This window comes from Vibrio sp. Isolate34 (assembly GCF_022397915.1).
In the GTDB taxonomy this organism is placed as follows: Bacteria; Pseudomonadota; Gammaproteobacteria; order Enterobacterales; family Vibrionaceae; genus Vibrio.
Genome location: NZ_JAKEUO010000027.1, coordinates 1 through 20,212, shown reverse-complemented (window position 1 = coordinate 20,212; position 20,212 = coordinate 1). Strand labels below are relative to the sequence as shown.

At 44.2% G+C, this 20,212-nt stretch carries 19 protein-coding genes, 1 rRNA gene and 1 riboswitch; of the genes, 15 read left to right on the top strand and 5 right to left on the bottom strand.

Annotation, left to right across the window (positions count from 1 at the left end; translation table 11 throughout):
* Positions 1-53: 53 nt before the first annotated feature.
* The 3 genes from rpoH to glpG all read left to right on the top strand — a co-directional run bounded on the left by rpoH (position 54) and on the right by glpG (position 2,566).
* A complete protein-coding gene (gene rpoH / locus L1D22_RS20525) occupies positions 54-911 on the top strand; it encodes an RNA polymerase sigma factor RpoH (protein WP_123302226.1) in 858 nt (285 codons plus the stop codon).
* Positions 912-1,353: 442 nt separating this feature from the next.
* The gene (gene glpE / locus L1D22_RS20520) at positions 1,354-1,674 is read left to right on the top strand and encodes a thiosulfate sulfurtransferase GlpE (protein WP_076651411.1); all 321 of its coding nucleotides are present in this window, start codon (positions 1,354-1,356) and stop codon (positions 1,672-1,674) included.
* Between the two features lie 49 nt (positions 1,675-1,723).
* Positions 1,724-2,566 (top strand): rhomboid family intramembrane serine protease GlpG, encoded by an 843-nt coding sequence (gene glpG, locus L1D22_RS20515; protein ID WP_239831052.1) that lies wholly within the window; start codon positions 1,724-1,726, stop codon positions 2,564-2,566.
* An 80-nt stretch (positions 2,567-2,646) separates the two neighbouring features.
* On the opposite strand, the gene L1D22_RS20510 is transcribed toward glpG, so the two are convergent.
* Positions 2,647-3,054, bottom strand: coding sequence for a flagellar basal body-associated protein FliL (locus tag L1D22_RS20510; protein WP_017061041.1), 408 nt, complete (start codon positions 3,052-3,054; stop codon positions 2,647-2,649).
* A gap of 162 nt (positions 3,055-3,216) precedes the next feature.
* On the opposite strand from L1D22_RS20510, the gene L1D22_RS20505 reads away from it, so the two are divergent.
* Positions 3,217-3,756: a chorismate lyase gene (locus L1D22_RS20505; RefSeq protein WP_164913326.1), complete on the top strand. Its 540-nt coding sequence runs from the start codon at positions 3,217-3,219 to the stop codon at positions 3,754-3,756.
* Entirely contained in the window at positions 3,757-4,611 is an 855-nt protein-coding gene (gene ubiA / locus L1D22_RS20500; protein ID WP_239831051.1) for a 4-hydroxybenzoate octaprenyltransferase, read from the top strand. It begins immediately after the preceding gene.
* Between the two features lie 98 nt (positions 4,612-4,709).
* Here the strand turns inward: ubiA and plsB are convergent, their stop codons facing one another.
* Positions 4,710-7,133 (bottom strand): glycerol-3-phosphate 1-O-acyltransferase PlsB, encoded by a 2,424-nt coding sequence (gene plsB / locus L1D22_RS20495; protein WP_239831050.1) that lies wholly within the window; start codon positions 7,131-7,133, stop codon positions 4,710-4,712.
* 220 nt (positions 7,134-7,353) lie between these two features.
* Here plsB and L1D22_RS20490 point away from each other — a divergent pair, with 220 nt between their 5' ends.
* The 4 genes from L1D22_RS20490 (at position 7,354) to dinF (ending at position 10,880) form a co-directional block, all read left to right on the top strand.
* Entirely contained in the window at positions 7,354-7,716 is a 363-nt protein-coding gene (locus L1D22_RS20490) for a diacylglycerol kinase (protein WP_132788353.1), read from the top strand.
* Positions 7,717-7,810: 94 nt separating this feature from the next.
* Positions 7,811-8,431, top strand: a complete 621-nt coding sequence (gene lexA / locus L1D22_RS20485; protein WP_239831049.1) for a transcriptional repressor LexA — start codon at positions 7,811-7,813, stop codon at positions 8,429-8,431.
* A 97-nt stretch (positions 8,432-8,528) separates the two neighbouring features.
* Positions 8,529-9,407, top strand: coding sequence for a class I SAM-dependent methyltransferase (locus L1D22_RS20480; RefSeq protein ID WP_017633171.1), 879 nt, complete (start codon positions 8,529-8,531; stop codon positions 9,405-9,407).
* A 117-nt stretch (positions 9,408-9,524) separates the two neighbouring features.
* The gene (dinF, locus tag L1D22_RS20475; protein ID WP_239831048.1) at positions 9,525-10,880 is read left to right on the top strand and encodes an MATE family efflux transporter DinF; all 1,356 of its coding nucleotides are present in this window, start codon (positions 9,525-9,527) and stop codon (positions 10,878-10,880) included.
* Positions 10,881-11,078: 198 nt separating this feature from the next.
* On the opposite strand, the gene sthA is transcribed toward dinF, so the two are convergent.
* Positions 11,079-12,479, bottom strand: a complete 1,401-nt coding sequence (gene sthA, locus L1D22_RS20470) for a Si-specific NAD(P)(+) transhydrogenase (protein WP_239831047.1) — start codon at positions 12,477-12,479, stop codon at positions 11,079-11,081.
* 327 nt (positions 12,480-12,806) lie between these two features.
* On the opposite strand from sthA, the gene fabR reads away from it, so the two are divergent.
* Positions 12,807-13,448, top strand: a complete 642-nt coding sequence (fabR, locus tag L1D22_RS20465) for an HTH-type transcriptional repressor FabR (RefSeq protein WP_010438693.1) — start codon at positions 12,807-12,809, stop codon at positions 13,446-13,448.
* Complete coding sequence (locus tag L1D22_RS20460; protein WP_004736696.1) at positions 13,448-13,819, top strand: YijD family membrane protein; 372 nt, start codon at positions 13,448-13,450, stop codon at positions 13,817-13,819. The genes fabR and L1D22_RS20460 overlap by 1 nt, the downstream gene beginning before the upstream one ends.
* A gap of 81 nt (positions 13,820-13,900) precedes the next feature.
* Here L1D22_RS20460 and trmA read toward each other — a convergent pair whose 3' ends face one another.
* Positions 13,901-15,010 (bottom strand): tRNA (uridine(54)-C5)-methyltransferase TrmA, encoded by a 1,110-nt coding sequence (gene trmA / locus L1D22_RS20455; RefSeq protein ID WP_055318286.1) that lies wholly within the window; start codon positions 15,008-15,010, stop codon positions 13,901-13,903.
* Between the two features lie 154 nt (positions 15,011-15,164).
* A riboswitch (cobalamin riboswitch) is annotated at positions 15,165-15,369 on the top strand.
* 39 nt (positions 15,370-15,408) lie between these two features.
* Here trmA and btuB point away from each other — a divergent pair.
* From btuB to murI, 3 genes are read left to right on the top strand one after another with little or no spacing between them, the layout of a single operon-like run.
* Positions 15,409-17,244, top strand: coding sequence for a TonB-dependent vitamin B12 receptor (gene btuB, locus L1D22_RS20450; protein ID WP_239831046.1), 1,836 nt, complete (start codon positions 15,409-15,411; stop codon positions 17,242-17,244).
* 48 nt (positions 17,245-17,292) lie between these two features.
* Positions 17,293-17,958 carry an adenine nucleotide alpha hydrolase gene (locus L1D22_RS20445; RefSeq protein ID WP_239831045.1) on the top strand — a complete coding sequence of 222 codons (666 nt, stop codon included), beginning with the start codon at positions 17,293-17,295 and terminating at the stop codon, positions 17,956-17,958.
* A gap of 60 nt (positions 17,959-18,018) precedes the next feature.
* The gene (gene murI, locus L1D22_RS20440; protein ID WP_239831075.1) at positions 18,019-18,825 is read left to right on the top strand and encodes a glutamate racemase; all 807 of its coding nucleotides are present in this window, start codon (positions 18,019-18,021) and stop codon (positions 18,823-18,825) included.
* Here the strand turns inward: murI and L1D22_RS20435 are convergent.
* Positions 18,788-19,240 carry an RNA-binding protein gene (locus tag L1D22_RS20435; protein ID WP_017061054.1) on the bottom strand — a complete coding sequence of 151 codons (453 nt, stop codon included), beginning with the start codon at positions 19,238-19,240 and terminating at the stop codon, positions 18,788-18,790. The genes murI and L1D22_RS20435 overlap by 38 nt on opposite strands.
* A gap of 638 nt (positions 19,241-19,878) precedes the next feature.
* On the opposite strand from L1D22_RS20435, the gene L1D22_RS20430 reads away from it, so the two are divergent.
* Positions 19,879-20,212 (top strand): 16S ribosomal RNA (locus tag L1D22_RS20430); the annotation flags it as partial.

The following is a 20,212-nucleotide window of genomic DNA, read 5'->3' as shown; positions in this document are numbered from 1 at the left end:
TATTGGGTTTTAATAGATATATTACTCCAGATCAGAGATTGATGAGGAACCGAATGGCAAACCAAGCGTATCAAATGGCTTTAGTCACACAAGATAGTTTAGATAGCTATATCCGCTCAGCGAACAGCTACCCAATGCTGACGCCTGAAGAGGAACGTGAACTTGCAGAGCGATTACATTACAAAGGTGAGATCGACGCTGCGAAAGGCTTGATCCTTTCTCACTTACGATTCGTGGTGCACGTTGCAAGAGGCTACTCTGGCTACGGGCTGCCAATGGCCGATCTCGTCCAAGAAGGTAACATCGGCTTGATGAAGGCTGTTAAGCGCTTCAATCCAGAAGTTGGTGTTCGTCTCGTTTCTTTTGCTGTTCACTGGATCAAAGCTGAAATCCATGAATACGTTCTGCGTAACTGGCGTATCGTTAAAATTGCGACCACTAAGGCGCAGCGCAAACTGTTCTTTAACCTTCGTAAGTCTAAAAAGCGTTTAGGTTGGTTTAATAACGGTGAAGTTGAGACGGTTGCTCGTGAACTGGGTGTTGAACCTTCAGAAGTTCGTGAGATGGAATCTCGCTTAGCGGCACAAGATGCGACGTTTGAAGCGCCTATGGACGATGACGATGGCGGGTCTGCTTATACTGCTCCAGTTTACTACCTAGAAGACAAAGCATCAGACGTTGCTGAGACGGTTGAAGCGGCTAACTGGGAGTCACACACCAACAATCGCCTAGGGCTAGCACTAGCAAGCTTAGACGAGCGTAGCCAACACATTGTTCGCTCACGTTGGTTAGACGACAACAAGGCAACACTGCAAGACTTAGCGGATACCTACAGCATTTCTGCAGAGCGTGTTCGCCAGTTAGAAAAGAATGCGATGAAGAAACTGAAACAAGCCGTTGGCGATTTCTGATAGCATTTAGTTTCTAATAACATTTGGTATCTAAATAGTAGCTAGCAAATAACTGAACTTTGAAAAGGCCGAGATCGAGAGATCTCGGCCTTTTTGTTTTGGATCGATTTCTCAAGTTTTGCGATCGAAATTTGCAAAATGATTTTGTGGATAACTCTGTGAGAAGTTTATTTGTCAGCTGTCTAAAAGCAGGGTGTAGTAAGGCTTTGAACGGGTTTTTCGAGTGGGGATATGTTTTAGTTAACCCACAGCTAGATCAGGATCATTACTACATGTTGTGGATCTATTTTTGAAAAGGCACTTTATTCACGCAATTCACAGACTTATCCACAAATGGTGTAAAAGTGATCGATGGTGGATAATCTTATTAAGTGGATGTGATTGTTAGCCTTGGGATAGGTTATAATGGCAGCAAAGTAAATCAGTATAAAAAGAGAAAGTCATGGACCAGTTTAAACATATCGACGTTAAAGGTGCTCAAGCCCTCATTGAACAAGGCGACGCTCGACTTGTCGATATACGCGACCCTCAGTCTTTTGCGGTTGCGCACTCAAAAACAGCCTACCACCTTACCAACGATACAATGGTGTCGTTCATGGATGAGGTTGAGTTCGAACAACCTATCTTGGTGATGTGCTACCACGGTATTAGTAGCCAAGGTGCAGCACAATATTTAGTGAACCAAGGCTTTGAAGAGGTATATAGCGTAGATGGCGGTTTTGAAGCTTGGCACCGTGCTGAACTTCCTGTGATTGCTGGTTAATCACCTTTATCGCTTCAAGCATCTCTCATAGCATGAATAGGAAGTAACAATGATTAGATTGATGGTGTTAGACAACCCACGTCTTGCTCAAGCATTTATTGATTATATGGCGTCTCGTCAGATCCCTATTCAGATGTCTCCTGAGGGGGAAGGGCGTTTTGCGCTTTGGCTTATTGATGGTCAATTTCAGGTTGAAACCGAAGCTGAGCTCAATCGCTTCTTGTCGGAACCCAATCATAAGCGCTATCAAGCGGCGTCTTGGGACATGGCAGAGACCAGAAAGAGCAACTTTCATTATCACACACCAAGCTTCATGGGCATGATAAAGGCCAAAGCTGGCCCTGTGACACTCAGTATCATGTTGGTGTGTGTAGTGATTTTTGCTCTGCAGCAGATAGGTTTCGGGCAGGCGATTTTTAATGCCTTACATTTCCCAGCGGTTGATGGACAGCAATGGCAATTGTGGCGCTGGCTCAGTCACGCTGTTTTGCATTTCTCGGTTATGCACATTGCATTCAACATCTTGTGGTGGTGGCAACTGGGCGGAGATATTGAGAAAAAGTTAGGTGGCCTTAAGTTACTTCAGATCTTTGCTGTCTCTTCTGCGCTTTCTGGCGCGGGTCAGTATTGGGTTGAAGGTGCGAACTTCGGTGGCTTATCTGGGGTTGTGTATGCCTTAGTTGGTTACTTATGGGTAGTTGGCACCAAAGCACCGCAACTTGGTTTAGGCATTCCAAGACAGATTGTCGGCTTTATGTTGGTGTGGTTAGTACTTGGGTATATGCAGCCGTTCATGGCTATCGCCAATACCGCTCACTTAGCAGGCTTGGTCGCAGGTGTGATTATCGGTTTCGTGGATTCAATGAAAGCGCCGAAATCGACAACAAGCTAGCGCGTTAGTTACCGAGAATCGATCGATACAAAAAAGCGGCCAGATGAGCCGCTTTTTTATTGGGATTCGTTTTTACATCATTACTGATAAAGGTACTTGGTAAACAGTAAGTCAGCGATTAGGGTTTTGCCCGTTTCAGGCAGCAGAATCTTGTTGAGGTGTTCAACCAAAGTCTTTCTCAAGTCTTCACGACCAGACAGAGATTTAATCGTTTCTTCGTTTTGTTTACCAAGCAATTCAATCACGGCATCGCGAATTAATGGTTGGTGATGCTCAATAGCAGCTAGATCATTGCTGTTCGCAACCATGATATCGAGGCGAACCTGAATGTAGCCCAGTTTTTTACCTTTAGTGTAAAAATTGGTGGTCAGGTCTGGTTCTAGCGTGAAGTAGGCTAGTTTGGGTGCCGATTCCTCTTCAGCGAAACTTGATGCTGAAAAGAGTAGGGTAATCGCAAGAATTATTTGGGCTACATAACGTTTGTGCATATTTGTGACTTTTCTTTAGTTTATTCGCGATATTCGAAACGCATTAGTCTTGTTACAATGAGCGGTCTAAATCTAAATACGTTTACAATTCGAAGAACGCTTTAATTTTGTTCGAAAGTTGAAGCTTTATTGTACGTGTAAAGTCACCTATTGAATACTAGTATGAATCAGCCAATATCGCTGTATCTTAATTCGTTAATGAATGTAGATTGGCAAAGTACAGAAACATTTGATTTTCCTAATGAAACCACCAAAGAGTGGCTTATGGAGCAAGGTTCTCTTTCCCGCAAGTTGGGTAAGAGCTGTCAGCACCTGTCTGTTGAGTTGCTTCATAATCAAGTTGTAGAACGCTCAAGGCTACAACAAGACGAGGAACATCTTTTATCATCGTTTGATTGCTTACTGCGTAAAGTGATTTTAAAGGGTGATGGCGAACCGTGGGTGTTAGGTCGAACCTTGATTCCCCGAGTTACGCTAGAAGATCAGCATTCCGACCTTTCTCAACAAGGTAATGTCCCGCTTGGATTAACCGTTTTCAGTGCTGAGAACGTGGAGCGAGATGCGCTGCAAGTCGGTTGGGTTATCGCTGGCGATGAGCGATTGCTCGCACGTCGTTCTCGATTATGGATGAACCATAAACCGATGCTTGTGGCAGAACTGTTTTTACCAACATCACCCATTTACTCTAAGGAGAGTGTGTAAATGCTTGCCACCAAAGCGAAGGCGTATTGGCAATTAACGCGAATGAATCGCCCGATTGGTACCCTATTACTTCTTTGGCCTACGTTATGGTCGCTGATTATAGCTGCACAAGGCATGCCGGACTTGGATGTCTTGGTTGTTTTCGTACTCGGTGTGGTGCTGATGCGTTCAGCTGGCTGTGTGATCAATGATTTTGCCGATCGCAAAGTGGATGGACACGTTAAACGTACCAAGCAGCGTCCATTGCCTTCAGGTTTGGTCTCCAGTAAAGAAGCGATAATCCTCTTTTTAGTGCTCGCTGTGGTTTCATTCTTGCTGGTACTCACCATGAACCCGTTAACCATCAAGCTCTCTTTTATCGGAGTTGGCTTGGCGTTCATTTACCCTTTCATGAAGCGTTTTACGCACCTTCCACAGTTGTTCCTTGGGCTGGCGTTTAGCTGGGCAATTCCAATGGCATGGGCAGCACAAACTAATGAGCTACCAAGTATCGTTTGGTTTATTTTCGTGATTAATGCGCTGTGGACAATCGCTTATGACACCCAATACGCGATGGTTGACCGAGACGATGATCTTAAGATCGGTATCAAGTCGACAGCGATTTTGTTTGGCCGTTTCGACAAGCTAATTGCTGGCTCACTGCAGTTAGTGACTCTTGCGATGTTGATCGCTCTTGGTATGCACTACCACTTGGGTGATACCTTCTACTGGTCACTGTTGGTAGCAGGTAGCTTGTTTGTGTATCAACAACACCTGATGCGTCATCGTGACCGTGACTTATGTTTCCAGGCTTTCCTGAACAACAACTACGTTGGAATGGCAGTCACCGTTGGCTTGTTCATTACCTTCTGGTAAGTAGCAGTTAAAGCTAAAGAGAACAAAATAAGAAGGCACCCATTGGGTGCCTTCTTTGATCGTTTCAGTCTAGCGAATAAAGCGAGCTAGCCAAGCGGTTACTCTACTTGGTGGATGCTCTCTTGAATCGTCAAGCGTACTTCTGGGTAAAGCATTGAGTAAAGAAGCTTAGCGAATTGCTGAGTCTTTTCTAAATCGCAGTTACCGTCGTTATCTAAGTACTGTTGCTGCTTAAGCGTTGCAAACATCGATGCGAACACACCTTTGTCGAAGAACTCCGGTGCATTGATACCTTGTAGCCGACCCAGACGCTGTGCGATGTCCTGGCTCTTCTGCTCAAGGTCAGACTTACCCAGTTCAGGATTTTCTGCCAATAGGTTGAGAGCAATAGAATAGCGCTGCAGTGTTTCTGAGATCGTACGTCCTAGTAGCATCAGTGCTTGGCTGTTCGATTGGTTGATGGTGACTTCGTTGTCCGACACCATCAGCATACCTTGGTTAACAAGCTCATCAATGATGTTCTCAACCACAGTCTCAAGCTGATCTTCGTCGTAACTTAAGAACAACTCTTTCTTCAAGAACGGGTAGATAGCTGCAACGTTCTCTTGAATTGCGTCAATTGATAAACCGCGCTGACGAATGGTCATTTGTGCAATTAACGACGGCAGAGCAAACAAGTGAATGATGTTGTTACGGTAGTAAGTCATCAGAATCGATTGGTGACGATCAAGTGAAATGATGTCGCCCATTGAATCTGATTCAATCAAGAACTTGTTCAGTGATTCCGCATGTTTTACCAACTCTTCTGCACTGTCTTTTGGTACCGTGAATGTGTCTGAGTAAGGCACATTCTTAAGCAGAGACAGGTAGCAGTTGATCTGAGAAACCAAGGAGTCACGAGACAATGCACGCTGGCGTGATGCAAGCAGAGCCGTTGCACACAGTGTCAGTGCGTTGGTCGCGGCCGCATCATTAATGTGCGTCATCATCTTGGTGGCTAGATCATTCACCACTGGAGCCATCCATTGTGGTTTGCTGGTACCCATTGGGTCGATGTCTTTCGTCCACTCTGGCGAATGCTCATTCAGGTATTGGTTTAGCTGAATTGGCTCACCGAAGTTCACGTAACCTTTACCAAAATTACGCAGTTTACGGATAGTACGAATCACTAGGCTCGCATTTTCTTTCTCTTTACGCTTGCCACGCAACTCTTTCGCGTAAGTCGCTACTTCCATTACGTGCTCGTACCCGATGTACACAGGAACAAGTGTGACTGGACGGTTCATACCACGCAGCATTGCTTGGATTGTCATCGCTAGCATGCCTGTTTTAGCTTGTAGCAAACGACCTGTACGAGAACGGCCACCTTCGCTGAAGTACTCCACTGAGTAACCTTTAGCGAACAGCTCAGCTAGGTATTCGCGGAAAATCGTCGAGTACAGTTTGTTGCCTTTGAAGCTACGACGAATAAAGAACGCGCCACCGTGACGGAAAATAGGACCGGCAGGGAAGAAGTTCAGGTTGATACCCGCGGCGATGTGCGGAGGCACCATGCCTTCGTGGTAAAGCACGTAAGACAGCAGCAAGTAGTCCATGTGGCTACGGTGACAAGGGACATAAACGATCTCGTGACCATCTTGCGCCAGTTTACGAACCGTTGAAGCGTTACTGATGTGCAGGCCTTGGTACAGTTTGTTCCATAGCCAGCCAAGAATCTTCTCACCACGCTTGATCAGCGAGTAAGAGAAGTTCGCAGCGATCTCGTCCATGATGTCTTGAGCTTCTTTGCTCGCTTTTTCGATCGAGATGTTCTTTGATTTCGCTTCGTCTTCAATCGCCTTTTTGATCGCTTCTGATTTTAGTAGGCGATCGAACAGTGCTTGGCGGCTTGGCAGGTTAGGGCCAGAAGCAGCAAGTTTTTGACGAGAGAAGTGAATTCGAGCTACACGCGCCAGTTTGTGTGCGATGGTGCTGTCAGTACCGTGTGAGTTTGCCATGTAACGTAGAGAAACCACAGGGCTGAAGCGCACTAGGCAGTCGCGACCTGCGAGTAATACCGCTTTAGACTTCTCCAAGCCGTTCATTGCTTGTAGGTAAGGTTTCTGGTTATTCTCTTTACCAGGCTTACGCCCCCACAACACAGTGGCTGGTATAACTTGAACATCGAGCTCTGAATCTTCGGCATGTAGTGAAAGCAGCTCAGAGAAAACTTCAATAGAAGAGCTTGGTACATAATCATCGTCTTGCAGCAGTGTTTTGCGAGAAGAGATAAAAACGTAGCGTTGCAGTGATTTGCCACTTATCTCAAGCTTGCTTAATGGATCAGGTAAGCCTAATTCCAGCGCATGCTTTTGTAGTGTCAGCAGATCAACACTTGAGCGAAACGGTAAGGCGTATACAATCGGTTTGCCTAAATCAATGTTCAAATCCTCAACTGGGTTTGAAGGGATTGATGTGCCTTTTACCAAAACGGATAAAGGTAGCTTCATTAATGAACGTGAAAAAGATTGTCCAGAAGACATATAGGTTCACTGCCTCAATAGTTATTTCAATGTGCTTAAGCGTATCTCTATTTCTATGATGAAAAGGATAAAACCTATGAGTGAAATAGGGATAGGCCTAGGCGTAAATTTAATCGATGCAAGAATACCAGAAACTGGTCTAACCTTTTAATGGAAATAGTCATATTGCCGTTAAGTTTGTGGAAAATCATTCATCGATTGATTGAGTATAGGGTTAAAAATGGCGAAAAAATCAAACACCGGATTCAAACGTATTGTGAAAGCGGCAGGCTTTTCATGGCAAGGCATCACGAGTTCGTTTAAAAACGAAGCCGCATTTCGACAAGAAGTGTTTATGGCAGCGGTGCTTATTCCGTTGGCGTTTTACCTAGACGTGAGCCAAGTAGAGCGAATCTTGATGATCTCGTCGGTTGTGTTGGTGATGGTTGTTGAATTGATTAATACCGCGATAGAGGCGGTCGTCGATCGAATCGGCAGCGAGCACCATGAGTTATCTGGGATGGCGAAAGATGTCGGTTCCGCGGCCGTTTTCATCTGTTTGGCGCTCGCAGGTTATGTGTGGTTAGAGATCTTGTTTTTGTAATTCGTTAAAAATGAACTAAAAACAACCAATTGCTTTGCTTTTGTTCAGTTACTGGATATACTCACAGTCAACTGTATAAAAAGACAGGTGAATCATGAAGCCGTTAACGCCCCGCCAGCAACAAGTCTTTGACCTTATCAAAGGTAAGATTGAAGATTCCGGTATGCCACCGACACGTGCAGAAATCGCGCGTGAACTAGGCTTCCGTTCTGCTAATGCTGCAGAAGAACATTTGAAAGCTCTTGCTCGTAAAGAAGCGATTGAGATTATCCCGGGTGCGTCTCGCGGTATTCGTATTTTGCTTGAAGATGCAGCAAACGAAGAGCAAGGTTTACCATTAATCGGTCAGGTTGCCGCTGGTGAGCCTATTTTGGCTCAGGAGCATGTAGAAATGCATTACCAAGTTGACCCTGGCATGTTTAAACCACAGGCTGACTTCCTACTTCGCGTAAATGGCGAAAGTATGAAAGACATCGGTATTATGGATGGTGATTTACTGGCTGTTCATAAAACTCAAGATGTTCGCGATGGTCAGGTTGTCGTGGCGCGTGTCGACGATGATGTAACGGTAAAACGCCTAGAACGTAAAGGTTCAACGGTGCTGTTACATGCTGAAAATGAAGATTTTTCTCCAATCCATGTCGATCTTGAATCTCAACATTTGTCTATTGAAGGCCTTGCTGTTGGTATCATTCGTAACACCGACTGGATGTAGTCATTACAAACAGCTTATTGATATTTATTCTCAATAACTTGTCATTGTAATTGATATTCATTATCATCTTCTTTGTCGAGATACAAGGAAGATGATGATGCCAAACCCAACCAAACCTCAAATAAAGCCGCTTACTCGTAAGCCGCGCGCCTCTGATCAAAGGGCCTCTTCTGATCAAGGGTCTGCTCATCAAGAATTTCAAGTTCCGACGAATCTCGTTCAACACCTTTGGTTTCGCAGCCGCGAAAGCCTTGCCGACGATGGCTTAGTTTATGACCCTATTGCAGCACAAGCCTGCAAGCGTTGCCAACTCGCACCGGAATGCCTTACCGGTGAACTCGACCAACAACAACTTCTTTACGCGACACTGACTCAACTTTGTGATTCTCAAGTTCAACAGTTTTTATCTCATAACCCAGATGCTTGGATTATTAACGTGGGAGCAGGGCTCGATACCCGTTTCTACCGTTTAGATAACGGCCGTTGTCATTGGGTTGAGCTCGATGTAACCGAGAATCTGCTTTGGCGCCAACGCTTGTTCCACAAAAATGAGCGCTATCGTTTAGAGTGTGGCTCTGTTGATGACCTAACTTGGTTAGATGAACTTAACATCCCAGAGCAAGCTTCGGTGATGGTGGTGTGTGAACATGCTCTGCTTGATTGTAATGAGCAGCAGACCGCGCACTTTATTCAGTCTTTGAGCCGTTACTTTACTCATGCGCATGCGTGTTTAGTATTAGCGGGAGACAAAAGCTCAAGTACACTAGGCAAAAAGCTGGGTTCTGGTGACTATGCACATGGCTTATCTTCCCCAGTTGATAGCATTTTAAATTGGTTACCATGGACGCAATGGGTAAAAGCCTTTTCTCCACTAGACCAGCAATGCAATCGCTGGAAATTGTGGCAGCGATTATTGTGCAAGATCTCTCAGGTCAAAAAGCGTTTAACGCCACAATTGGTGTTGGTTAAATGGTAGTGCCAGCGATTTAGCTTGCACATCACCAAAGCCCACCTTGCCATAAGCAAAAATCTCACAACATAGTGAAAGCATACTCACTAGGTTAAACTATCGCCTCTAATCGAAGAGGTGATCGTGAAGCTATTTAATCCCCAAACTATTTTTCAAACGCTATCTAATCAAGCAATGCACAAGCAAGTGCTGCTGCTCGCGATCCCGATGGTTCTTTCCAATATTACCGTTCCACTTCTCGGCTTAGTCGATGCCGCGGTTATCGGTCACTTAGAGCATTCTTGGTATCTCGGTGGTGTGGCATTAGGTGGCACTATGATCAGCGTGACCTTCTGGCTGCTCGGTTTCTTACGCATGTCGACAACGGGGCTTGCAGCACAATCTTATGGTGCAGACGATGGCAAGCAGCTTGGTTTGGTGTTCGTGCAAGGCGTGACCATGGCTTTAGGGTTTGCAGGTGTCTTCTTACTTTTACATAGCTTGATAGCGGATCTGGTTTTCTCTCTGAGTAGTGCCAGTGATCAAGTGAAACACTATAGTCAGCAGTATTTCTCAATCCGAGCATGGAGTGCACCGGCTGCGCTCACTAACTTTGTGATTTTGGGGTGGCTACTTGGAACTCAGAATGCCAAAGCGCCAATGTGGATGGTGATTATCACCAATATCACCAACATCGTTTTGGATATCGTATTTGTTATTGGTCTTGGGTGGCAGGTTGAAGGTGCCGCGTTGGCATCAGTAATGGCTGACTATGCAGGCTTAACGTTTGGCTTAATCTGCGTTTATCGAATCTGGATTAAGAAGCAACTGCCTTCACCGTGGGATTTGCTTAAGAAAACCAGTCAAGGCTTGAGTCGTTTCGTAAAGCTGAATCGCGATATCTTCCTGCGTTCATTGTGTCTACAAGCTACTTTTACTTTTATGACTTTCCAAGGTGCAAGCTTTGGTGATGATGTCGTGGCCGCAAATGCGGTGTTGATGAGCTTCTTGATGATTATCTCTTATGGGATGGATGGCTTCGCCTACGCGATGGAAGCCATGGTAGGTAAAGCGATAGGCGCGAAAGATAAAGATGAGTTAAACCAATCATTGATTGGCACCTTTTTCTGGAGCTTCAATATTTGCTTGGTGCTCACTATCGTGTTCGCGATTGCAGGGTCTAGTTTGATTAATATGATTACCACAATCCCTGACGTTAAGAGCCAAGCTGAAGTTTATCTGCCGTGGTTAATCGCAATGCCGCTGGTTTCTATGTGGTGCTTCCTACTCGACGGCATTTTTGTTGGGGCCACTAAAGGCAAGGATATGCGCAATAGTATGTTTGTTGCGACCTGCAGTTTCTTCGCGATTTTCTACTTGGCTTCAGGTTTAGAAAACCATGCGTTGTGGTTAGCGATGCTGAGCTTTATGGCAATGCGCGGAATTGGTCTTGGTGTGTTGTTTGTTTCTCAGTGGAAGAAGGGTGAGTTTCTCGCTTAGCTTACTTAGATAGCTTAGATAGTTCAGTTCAGGGAGCAACAAATAGAGGCTGTACAGGAAAAGAGGCATTTAGAACATCATGATCTAATTACTATCATTGTCATATTATTCAGTGTCTTAAATAAAAACAGCAAGCTCATGGCTTGCTGTTTATGTATTTGGTCTATGGGTGGTCAAATACTCCTGTTGGTTCTTTATTTAGAACAAACGGTTAAGTCCGTTAAGTGCTGCAACACGATAAGCTTCTGCCATCGTTGGGTAGTTAAAGGTGGTATTCACAAAGTACTCGATGGTATTTGCTTCACCTTTCTGTTCCATAATCGCTTGGCCGATATGGATGATTTCAGCCGCACGCTCACCAAACACGTGGATACCCAAAATCTCTTTGGTTTCACGGTGGAACAGAATCTTCAAGCTACCAATATCTTTACCTGCGATTTGAGCGCGAGCTAAGTGTTTGAATGAAGAACGTCCCACTTCGTACGGCACTTTCGCAGCCGTTAGTTCTTGCTCGGTTTTACCAACAGAACTGATCTCAGGGATGGTGTAAATACCTGTAGGGATGTCTTCAATAAGGTGGCGTTCAGCTTCACCTTTGACAATCGCTTGTGCAACGAATCGACCTTGGTCATAAGCCGCACTCGCTAGGCTTGGGTAGCCAATCACATCGCCTACCGCGTAAACATGGTCTACATTGGTTTGGTAATTGGTGTTTACTGATACTTGTCCACGAGAGTCTGCCTCTAAGCCAACCGCACCAAGGTTCAACTTATCGGTATTACCGGTTCGGCCATTGGCATACAGTAGGCAATCCGCACGCATTTTCTTGCCAGATTCTAAGTGAATGATCACGCCATCGTCCGTGCCTTCGATTTTCTCAAAGGTTTCATCGTTACGAATCACCACGCCGCTGTTCCAGAAGTGGTAAGAAAGCGCATCAGAGGTTTCATTGTCTAAGAATGACAGTAGGCGGTCTCGAGTATTGATGAGATCGGTTTTGACACCTAAACCGCGGAAGATAGACGCGTACTCACAACCGATAACACCAGCACCATAAATGATGATGTGTTGCGGGTCGTGTTTAAGAGAAAGAATTGAGTCACTGTCGTAAACACGCTCATGCAGGAAGTCCACGTTGTCTGGTTGATATGGGCGAGAGCCTGTCGCGATAACAAATTTGTCTGCACTGTAATGTTCTTCAGTGCCATCGCTTTGCATTACCGAGATAGTGTTGGTATCGATAAAACGTGCTGTACCAAACACCAGCGTGCACTGGTTGCGGTCGTAGAAGCCTTGGCGTAGTCGTGTTTGTTTATCGATAACCGATTTAGCATGCCCCAGAATATTGGAAAATGTTGAGTGGATACTTTTATTGTTCTGACAAAATAGAGGGTTACTGTTGAATTCAATAATACGACTTACGGCATGACGCAGTGCTTTGGAAGGAATGGTCCCCCAGTGGGTACAACCACCACCAACGCTGCTTTCTTTCTCAATGATTGCAACGTTCAACCCGGCTTTGGTTAATCCCATTGCTGCCCCTTCTCCTCCGGGGCCACTACCAATTACGATTACATCAAAGTGGTTGGAGTGCGGCATAGATATCTTCCTTGTTATATTTGATTAACATTGCTTTAGCGAGATTTTAACTGATTCTGTTCTTGGGTACATGAAAAGGGCATCAGAGAGTCGGTGGGATCACGCAGTGTTATCGAAAAAATAATATTTGGTATGTCGTATGTCTCCAAATGACAGTGTGGATATTGAAATTTTTTCTTTGAACGTATTTACTTCGGTACGTGAACAAAGAGGTATGTTTAGTGTCTTATATAACCAGAGTGCCTTATATAAATAAGTGATTCGCGTTATATTGAACAGAGTATTAAACATGCCTGTTTAGGCTGTAAAAGAAGAAATTGATAAAGTATGAAACCAATGGGCATTCGCGCACAGCAAAAAGAAAAAACTCGTCGCAGCTTAATCGATGCTGCATTTAGCCAACTCAGCGCTGATCGTAGTTTTTCCAATCTAAGCTTGAGAGAAGTCGCTCGTGAGGCTGGAATAGCACCGACTTCCTTTTATCGTCACTTCAAAGACATGGATGAGCTTGGCTTAACCATGGTTGATGAAGGTGGCTTACTGTTGCGCCAGTTAATGCGTCAAGCTAGGCAGCGCATAGTAAAAGAAGGCAGTGTGATTCGTACATCGGTTGAAACCTTTATGGAATTCATTGAAAGCAGCCCTAACGTATTCAGACTGTTATTGCGAGAGCGCTCAGGAACTTCATTTGAGTTTCGTGCAGCGGTAGCTCGTGAGATACAGCACTTCTCTGCTGAGTTAACCGAATATTTGATAACGACTGGAATGACAAGGGACGAAGCTTTTACTCAAGCTGAAGCCTCGGTCATCTTAGTTTTCAACTCAGGGGCAGAAGCATTAGATTTAGATCGACGTCAGCGAGATGAATTGGCTGAACGCTTGATCATGCAATTGCGAATGATGGCCAAAGGAGCTTTTTGGTATCGTAAAGAACGTGAACGTAACCGATTAAAAGGCGGGATTGAATAATGTCGAATGAAAATAATACTGTAAACCGTGGTTCTGAAAGAAAGACACTCGTACTTGCTGTTGTAGCCGGTGTGTGTGGTGATGCATTGTTATCTTGGGTAACAATGAGCGAAGTGGGCTTCTCTATTTTTCCGCTTATCGCTTTAGTTTTAGCTGTACAAGCGCTTTACCAAGAGTACCTAACTAACCCAGTATCTGAAGATATCCCACTAGTAGGTTTAGCTTGTTTCTTCGTGGGTGCATTTGGCCACTCGGCTTTCGTGAAGGCACAACACCCTGATGCTGGCTCAAACTTCTTTGCGATTATTGTCGCGATGCTGCTTTTAGCTTGGGTAGGTAAGAAGTTAGGCTTTATCGGCAAGACAGCTTAAGCTGATTTATAAATACAAAAAACGAGCCAATGGGCTCGTTTTTTTGTATCTGTTGTTTGGCTTAGGCCTAGAAAGCGAGACTTACGCTTTACGCTCTAGGAATACGCCAGCTTCCATGTGGTGAGTGTAAGGGAACTGGTCAAATAGAGCAAAACGAGTGATATCGTGCGTTTCGCTGAGGATCTCTAGGTTCTCTTTCAACGTTTCAGGGTTACAAGAGATGTACATGATGCGCTCGTAGCCTTGAACCATCTTACAAGTATCAACATCCATGCCTGAGCGTGGTGGATCAACAAAAATAGTGTTGCAGTTGTAGCTCTTAAGATCGATGTTCGCTTGCTGTAGGCGGCGGAATTCACGCTTGCCTTCCATCGCTACCGTAAAATCTTCCGCAGACATACGAATAATCTGAACATTATCAATCTTGTTCGCTGCAATGTTGTATTGTGCTGACTCTACTGATGGCTTCGCTAGTTCTGTTGCCAGTACACGCTCGAAGTTCTGTGCCAATGCTAATGAGAAGTTACCGTTACCACAGTAAAGCTCTAACAAGTCGCCTTTGCTGTCTTGAGTACAGTCGACAGCCCATTCCAACATTTTCTCTGCTACTTTGCCGTTTGGTTGAGTAAAGCTGTTCTCTACTTGTTGGTAGATGTAGCTGTCACCATTCACGTCTAGCTTTTCAATGACGTAGTCGCGGTCCAGTACGATTTTCATCTTACGCGCACGGCCAATCAGGTTTAGATTGAAACCTTCATCGTTTAATTGCTGTTTTAGTGCTTTAGCATCTTGAATCCATTGCTCACCCAACTGACGGTGGTAAAGCAGTGACACTAAAATCTCACCGCTTAGCGTAGAAAGGAAATCTACTTGGAATAGCTTGTGGCGTAGAGAGTGGTTGTCCTTCATTGCATCGACTAACAAAGGCATTAAGTCATTGATAAGACGACTAGCAGCAGGGAACTGGTCTACACGGTATTTTTCTTTGGTCTCTTGATTGAACATGACGTAATACATATCGTCACCTTCATGCCACACGCGGAACTCAGCACGCATGCGGTAGTGTTGTTCTGGAGATTCATACACTTCCAGCTCAGGCACATTATATTCTGAGAACATTTCAGTAAGACGCTCAGTCTTTTCTGCCAGTTGTTCTTGGTAGCGTTGCGGGTTTACATCTAAATTCGCCATTGTTATGCCTTTTGCTGTCGTGCTTTTAAATCAAGAGCGCAGATTTTATTCAATCACAGGCGCTTGTCCAGTGTTGAGAGCCAATCAGTGTAAATAGGCCATGAAAACTATAGCTTATAACTATCTTAGACTAGACAAATGATTCAGAGGTCAATACTATCTTCGGCAAGCTGGTGCCATTTAGATGTATAGATGGCTGAAGAGGGAATCTGGTGCGAATCCAGAACTGACGCGCAGCGGTAAAAGAGAACGAGTATTCATAAGACACTGCAAATAGCTTTTTGTGGGAAGTCGAATACAAGGTAACCATAAGGTTGTGCTCTTGAGTCCGAATACCTGCCAGCGGCTAAACCATAAGATGTGGTTTGGTAGGAATTTACGCGATTTAGGATAACAACATGAACAAATCCCTTTTAGCGGTTGCTGTAGCATCGCTGCTTTCACCTATCTCCAATTTACACGCCCAACAAGCCTCTGCCGACGAAACCATGGTGGTTACGGCTAACCGTTTTGAGCAAAGTACGGAAAGTGTTGTCGCTCAAGTTGAAGTAGTAACACGTCAAGATATCGATCGAATTCAAGCTAAGTCTCTAACAGATGTGTTTAGACGCTTGACGGGTATCCAGGTTTCACAAAATGGAGGCCGAGGACAGCAAGCTTCGATCTTTGTTCGTGGTGCTAACTCTGATCAAGTACTTGTTCTAATTGATGGTATTCGTTTTGCGCGTGCTGCAAAAGGTGGTGTCGATTTTAGCCAGTTACCTATTACATTCGTTGATCGAGTGGAATACGTTCGAGGTGCCCGTGCTGCTATGTATGGCTCTGAAGCGATCGGCGGTGTTATCAACATTATTACCGTTGCAAATTCCGACAATGAAAAAATGGCGGTAAGTGCTGGTCTCGGAAGCTTAGATTACGAAGAGCTGAGTTTTGTTAGTGGTACTAAGGTCGGTGAAAATGGTCACTTAAACGTATCTGTTGGTTACGATTCCGATGAGGGTTACAACGTTCACCCAGTGCCAGGAATAAATGATGGTGACCGCCATGGTTTTGAATCGCGCAACGCACTAATTGGTTATGTTCATAATTTTGATCAGCAATGGAGTGGTTTTGCTAACTTCCGTATGTTCGAAACTATCTCTCAATATGATGGTTCGTATGTTGATTATGTAACGGGAGCACCTGTCCACTCTTACAAAGAGGCAGAAGTTCAGAACTCTACCTTTGCTGCTGGTGTTAAATATAGTGGTAGTGAACTTAAGTCTGATTTCTTAGTTAACTATCAGAATCAAGATAACTGGAACTACGAACAGTCTTTAGGCAAGAACTCTGCGTCAGCAACATCTGATGAGCTTGAACAGCTAAATGTCCAATGGGTGAATTCATACAAACTGACGTCGGCACTGACTCTTAGTGGCGGTGTAGATTGGCGTGATGAGGCTTATATTGTTAAGCCTTCGAATACTGAATACGACAGAACGAATGTTGCGTACTTCGCTGCATTAAACGCTGATGCGGATAAAGTGTTTGGCGAGCTGAGCCTTCGTGTGGATGACAATGAACAGTTTGGTACCGAAACCACTTACAACACCGGGTTAGGTTATCGTTATGCTGAATGGCTTGTCGTGAAAGCAGCTTATGGCACATCCTTCAAGGCACCTAACTTATATCAACTATACAGCTACTACGGTAATGCACAGTTAGAAGCTGAAAAGGCAGATTCATTCGAGCTGACTTTTGGTGGCTTAATCAAGGATGTTGATTGGTCGATTACAGGCTATGACACAAACGTCGAAGACTTAATTGATTACAACTACGCGACAAATAAGTACTACAATACCGATGGCGAAAGCCAACTACGTGGTGTGGAAATGGTCGTTGGATTTGATACTAGCTTTATTAATCACCAAGTGAGCGTTAACTTCCAAGACCCAGAAGATCAATCTGGTGAGCAACTGATACGCCGAGCTAAGAAGATTTACAAGTATAATGCAGTGGCTAGTTTCGATGAGGTTGATGTTTCACTAGGTTACCAATATGTAGGTGAGAGACCGGACTTCTCTGAAGATCTCGCAGCGTATAGCTTGTTTGATGTTTCAGTGAACTACTATGCGAATGAAAATCTTACTTTAAATGGTCGAGTGGATAACTTAACTGACGAAGAATACGAGACTGCTGGTGGATACCCATCACCAGAGCGTACATATTACGTGAATGCTACTTACCAATTCTAATTAACACCTAAACCGCCTTCGGGCGGTTTTTTCTTATTGGGTATATCAATGAAAAAGAAAGTCATCATAAGTTGGTCATCAGGTAAAGACTCCACCTTAACCCTAGAGCGTTTGCTTGCAAGCAGCGAGTATGAAGTTGTTGCTCTCTATACCACGTATGTTGGAGATGAAGTCCCTTTCCAAGTGACTCCGATTGATGTAGTTGCTATGCAGGCACAATTAATCGGTTTGCCACTCATCACCATAGAGCTTCCCGAAGTGTTCCCAAGTAATGAGATTTACCAAAGTACGATTATCTCAGCATTGAAAGGGTCTGGCTTATCCATTGATGCGGTCGCATTTGGCGATATGTTTTGTAACGGCATAGCCGACTACCGCAAAAGCTATATAGAGCCTGCGGGTTGGGAGTGTGTATTTCCTCTTATGGGAGAGAGCAGTCAGGTTCTCGCGAGTGAGATAATAAGCAGAGAAATCGAAACCTTTCTCGTTACGGTTGATAGCAACGCATTGGATAAGAGCTACTGTGGGCAGAAATACACGTCAGAACTAATAGACAGTTTACCGAGTCATGTCGATCCATGTGGTGAAGACGGTGAGTTCCATACCCTAGTGACGTCAGCACCGTGCTTTAAAGGAAAGCTTAATATAGAGCTGCAAAATGTAGAGCAAGGTGAGCGTTTTGTTCATCAACGCTATCAAGCTTGCATTATATAGAGTGAGGATTGGCGAAAACTAAGCGAAGGAGTATCATTGCAGCGAAACTTACTATAGGTAATCGCTGTGTCGGATAGTCTACAAAAAAACATATTGGTCTTTGATTCTGGGGTAGGCGGCCTATCTGTATATAAAGAGATAAGTCAGTTACTACCGAATCATAACTATATCTATGTATTCGACAACGAGGCTTACCCTTATGGTGAACTCGACCAGCAAGTGCTCATTCGCAGAGTTCAAAGCATCGTGGCCAGTTTTGTGACTAGTCACGAGATCGATATCGTAGTGATAGCTTGTAATACCGCGAGCACGATTGTATTACCGACGCTCAGAGCTAATAACCTTATCCCTATAGTTGGTGTTGTACCGGCTATTAAGCCGGCATCCTTGCTTGCTAATAAAGCGGTCGGCCTTATTGCTACTCCCGCAACGATTACTCGTCAATACACACACGACTTAATCAAAAACTTCTCGAGTAATAAAAGAGTCGAGCTTCTAGGATCTACTCGGTTGGTGGATATGGCTGAAGAGAAGCTCAGAGGTGAGGTGATTAATCTTCAAGAGTTGCAGCAAATCCTTCAACCGATGCTCAATGCTATTGATGTGGCCGTTTTAGGGTGCACACATTTCCCATTGATAAAGTCTGAGATTCAACAGGTCCTAGGTAGCAATGTTTTATTGGTTGATTCTGGTAAAGCGATCGCTAAGCGAGTCCAAGATTTATTGGATTTGGAAAGTGGTAATAAAGAGGGGGGAGTGCGTGAGGTTTTTTGTAGTGCACTTCCTAAAAAAGAAAGTGCACTAAATAGCATGTTAAAGCAGTTAGGGTTTAGCTCAGTTCAGATTCGTCCGCTTCAGGATGTTTAGGATCATTTGCAACACGTACTTTTAAAGTTCGTTGCATGTAATCTTTATCATTAAGTGCAGAGATAGCATGATTCACATCATTACTTGCCATAACAACAAATCCAAAGCCTCTTCTTTTACCAGTGCGTTTGTCTTTCATTAAACGTACTGCAAAGACTTCACCATGCTCTGAGAATAATTCACGCACATGTGATTCATTTGCTTTGTATGGAAGGTTACCCACATAAAGTGTTTTTGTTGAAGCCTTAGGTTCTGAATCTGATTTTGAGTCGGTGCTTGAAAAGTTAACAACAAAAGCGGAAGCCAAGACACCAAGGATAAAGGTAATTGCAGGCGATATATCTACCTGAGAGAAAACAATGCCGCCTAATACAGCCAGTGCGACAATTAACAACATCGATTTTTTTGAGTTCATATCGGAATACTACATATTAATAAACGAAATAGACGCATCTACCATTAACAAAATAGACACATGAATCTTACGTTCATGGCTTCCATTTTTCCAATGTATTGCTGTGATACGTCTCAAATGTTTAGTTTTTATTCGAAAAATGCGGATCTGGTGGCTTTTTAGGCGAACAAAACTTTTATTTCAAAAAGCCCTTGTGCTCCCCTTCAATCTCTCTATAATGCCGCCTCACCGACACGGAGTGAGACGAAAGTCACACAGCGAAATCGGTAGAGAAAAAGAGTTTGAAAATAACCCTTGACTCTCAAAGTGGTGCGGGTATAGTACGCACCCCTAGCGACTGAGATGTGAATCACAAAACGCTAGAGCTCTTTAACAATTTAAACCTATCAATCTGTGTGGGCACTCGTTGATGAATATCAAAACGTTTTATTTTCCTTTTTATTAAGAGAAGTAAAACAGATTCCTCGGAATCAATTTTGGTTTCAATGAACTGAGTGACCAATACGAATAGCTACTTTCTCTTGTAGAAAGAAGGTATTTGGCACAGTCAATTCATTATCTTTCTGTTGGAAAGATAATAGCTTTAGAATTACTTTTTGTAGTTTTGAAGTCAGTATTCATTGAGCCGACAAAATCTTAAATTGAAGAGTTTGATCATGGCTCAGATTGAACGCTGGCGGCAGGCCTAACACATGCAAGTCGAGCGGAAACGACACTAACAATCCTTCGGGTGCGTTAATGGGCGTCGAGCGGCGGACGGGTGAGTAATGCCTAGGAAATTGCCTTGATGTGGGGGATAACCATTGGAAACGATGGCTAATACCGCATAATGCCTACGGGCCAAAGAGGGGGATCTTCGGACCTCTCGCGTCAAGATATGCCTAGGTGGGATTAGCTAGTTGGTGAGGTAATGGCTCACCAAGGCGACGATCCCTAGCTGGTCTGAGAGGATGATCAGCCACACAGCCACAC

Coding starts and splice junctions, on each gene's coding strand:
- L1D22_RS20480 (WP_017633171.1), top strand. CDS start 8,529: ATGCCAAACCCAACCAAACCTCAAATAAAGCCGCTTACTCGTAAGCCG.
- trmA (WP_055318286.1), bottom strand. CDS start 15,010: ATGGCGAATTTAGATGTAAACCCGCAACGCTACCAAGAACAACTGGCA.
- fabR (WP_010438693.1), top strand. CDS start 12,807: ATGAAACCAATGGGCATTCGCGCACAGCAAAAAGAAAAAACTCGTCGC.
- L1D22_RS20435 (WP_017061054.1), bottom strand. CDS start 19,240: ATGAACTCAAAAAAATCGATGTTGTTAATTGTCGCACTGGCTGTATTA.
- sthA (WP_239831047.1), bottom strand. CDS start 12,479: ATGCCGCACTCCAACCACTTTGATGTAATCGTAATTGGTAGTGGCCCC.
- glpG (WP_239831052.1), top strand. CDS start 1,724: ATGATTAGATTGATGGTGTTAGACAACCCACGTCTTGCTCAAGCATTT.
- rpoH (WP_123302226.1), top strand. CDS start 54: ATGGCAAACCAAGCGTATCAAATGGCTTTAGTCACACAAGATAGTTTA.
- L1D22_RS20460 (WP_004736696.1), top strand. CDS start 13,448: ATGTCGAATGAAAATAATACTGTAAACCGTGGTTCTGAAAGAAAGACA.
- L1D22_RS20510 (WP_017061041.1), bottom strand. CDS start 3,054: ATGCACAAACGTTATGTAGCCCAAATAATTCTTGCGATTACCCTACTC.
- L1D22_RS20490 (WP_132788353.1), top strand. CDS start 7,354: ATGGCGAAAAAATCAAACACCGGATTCAAACGTATTGTGAAAGCGGCA.
- ubiA (WP_239831051.1), top strand. CDS start 3,757: ATGCTTGCCACCAAAGCGAAGGCGTATTGGCAATTAACGCGAATGAAT.
- lexA (WP_239831049.1), top strand. CDS start 7,811: ATGAAGCCGTTAACGCCCCGCCAGCAACAAGTCTTTGACCTTATCAAA.
- btuB (WP_239831046.1), top strand. CDS start 15,409: ATGAACAAATCCCTTTTAGCGGTTGCTGTAGCATCGCTGCTTTCACCT.
- glpE (WP_076651411.1), top strand. CDS start 1,354: ATGGACCAGTTTAAACATATCGACGTTAAAGGTGCTCAAGCCCTCATT.
- plsB (WP_239831050.1), bottom strand. CDS start 7,133: ATGTCTTCTGGACAATCTTTTTCACGTTCATTAATGAAGCTACCTTTA.
- L1D22_RS20445 (WP_239831045.1), top strand. CDS start 17,293: ATGAAAAAGAAAGTCATCATAAGTTGGTCATCAGGTAAAGACTCCACC.
- L1D22_RS20505 (WP_164913326.1), top strand. CDS start 3,217: ATGAATCAGCCAATATCGCTGTATCTTAATTCGTTAATGAATGTAGAT.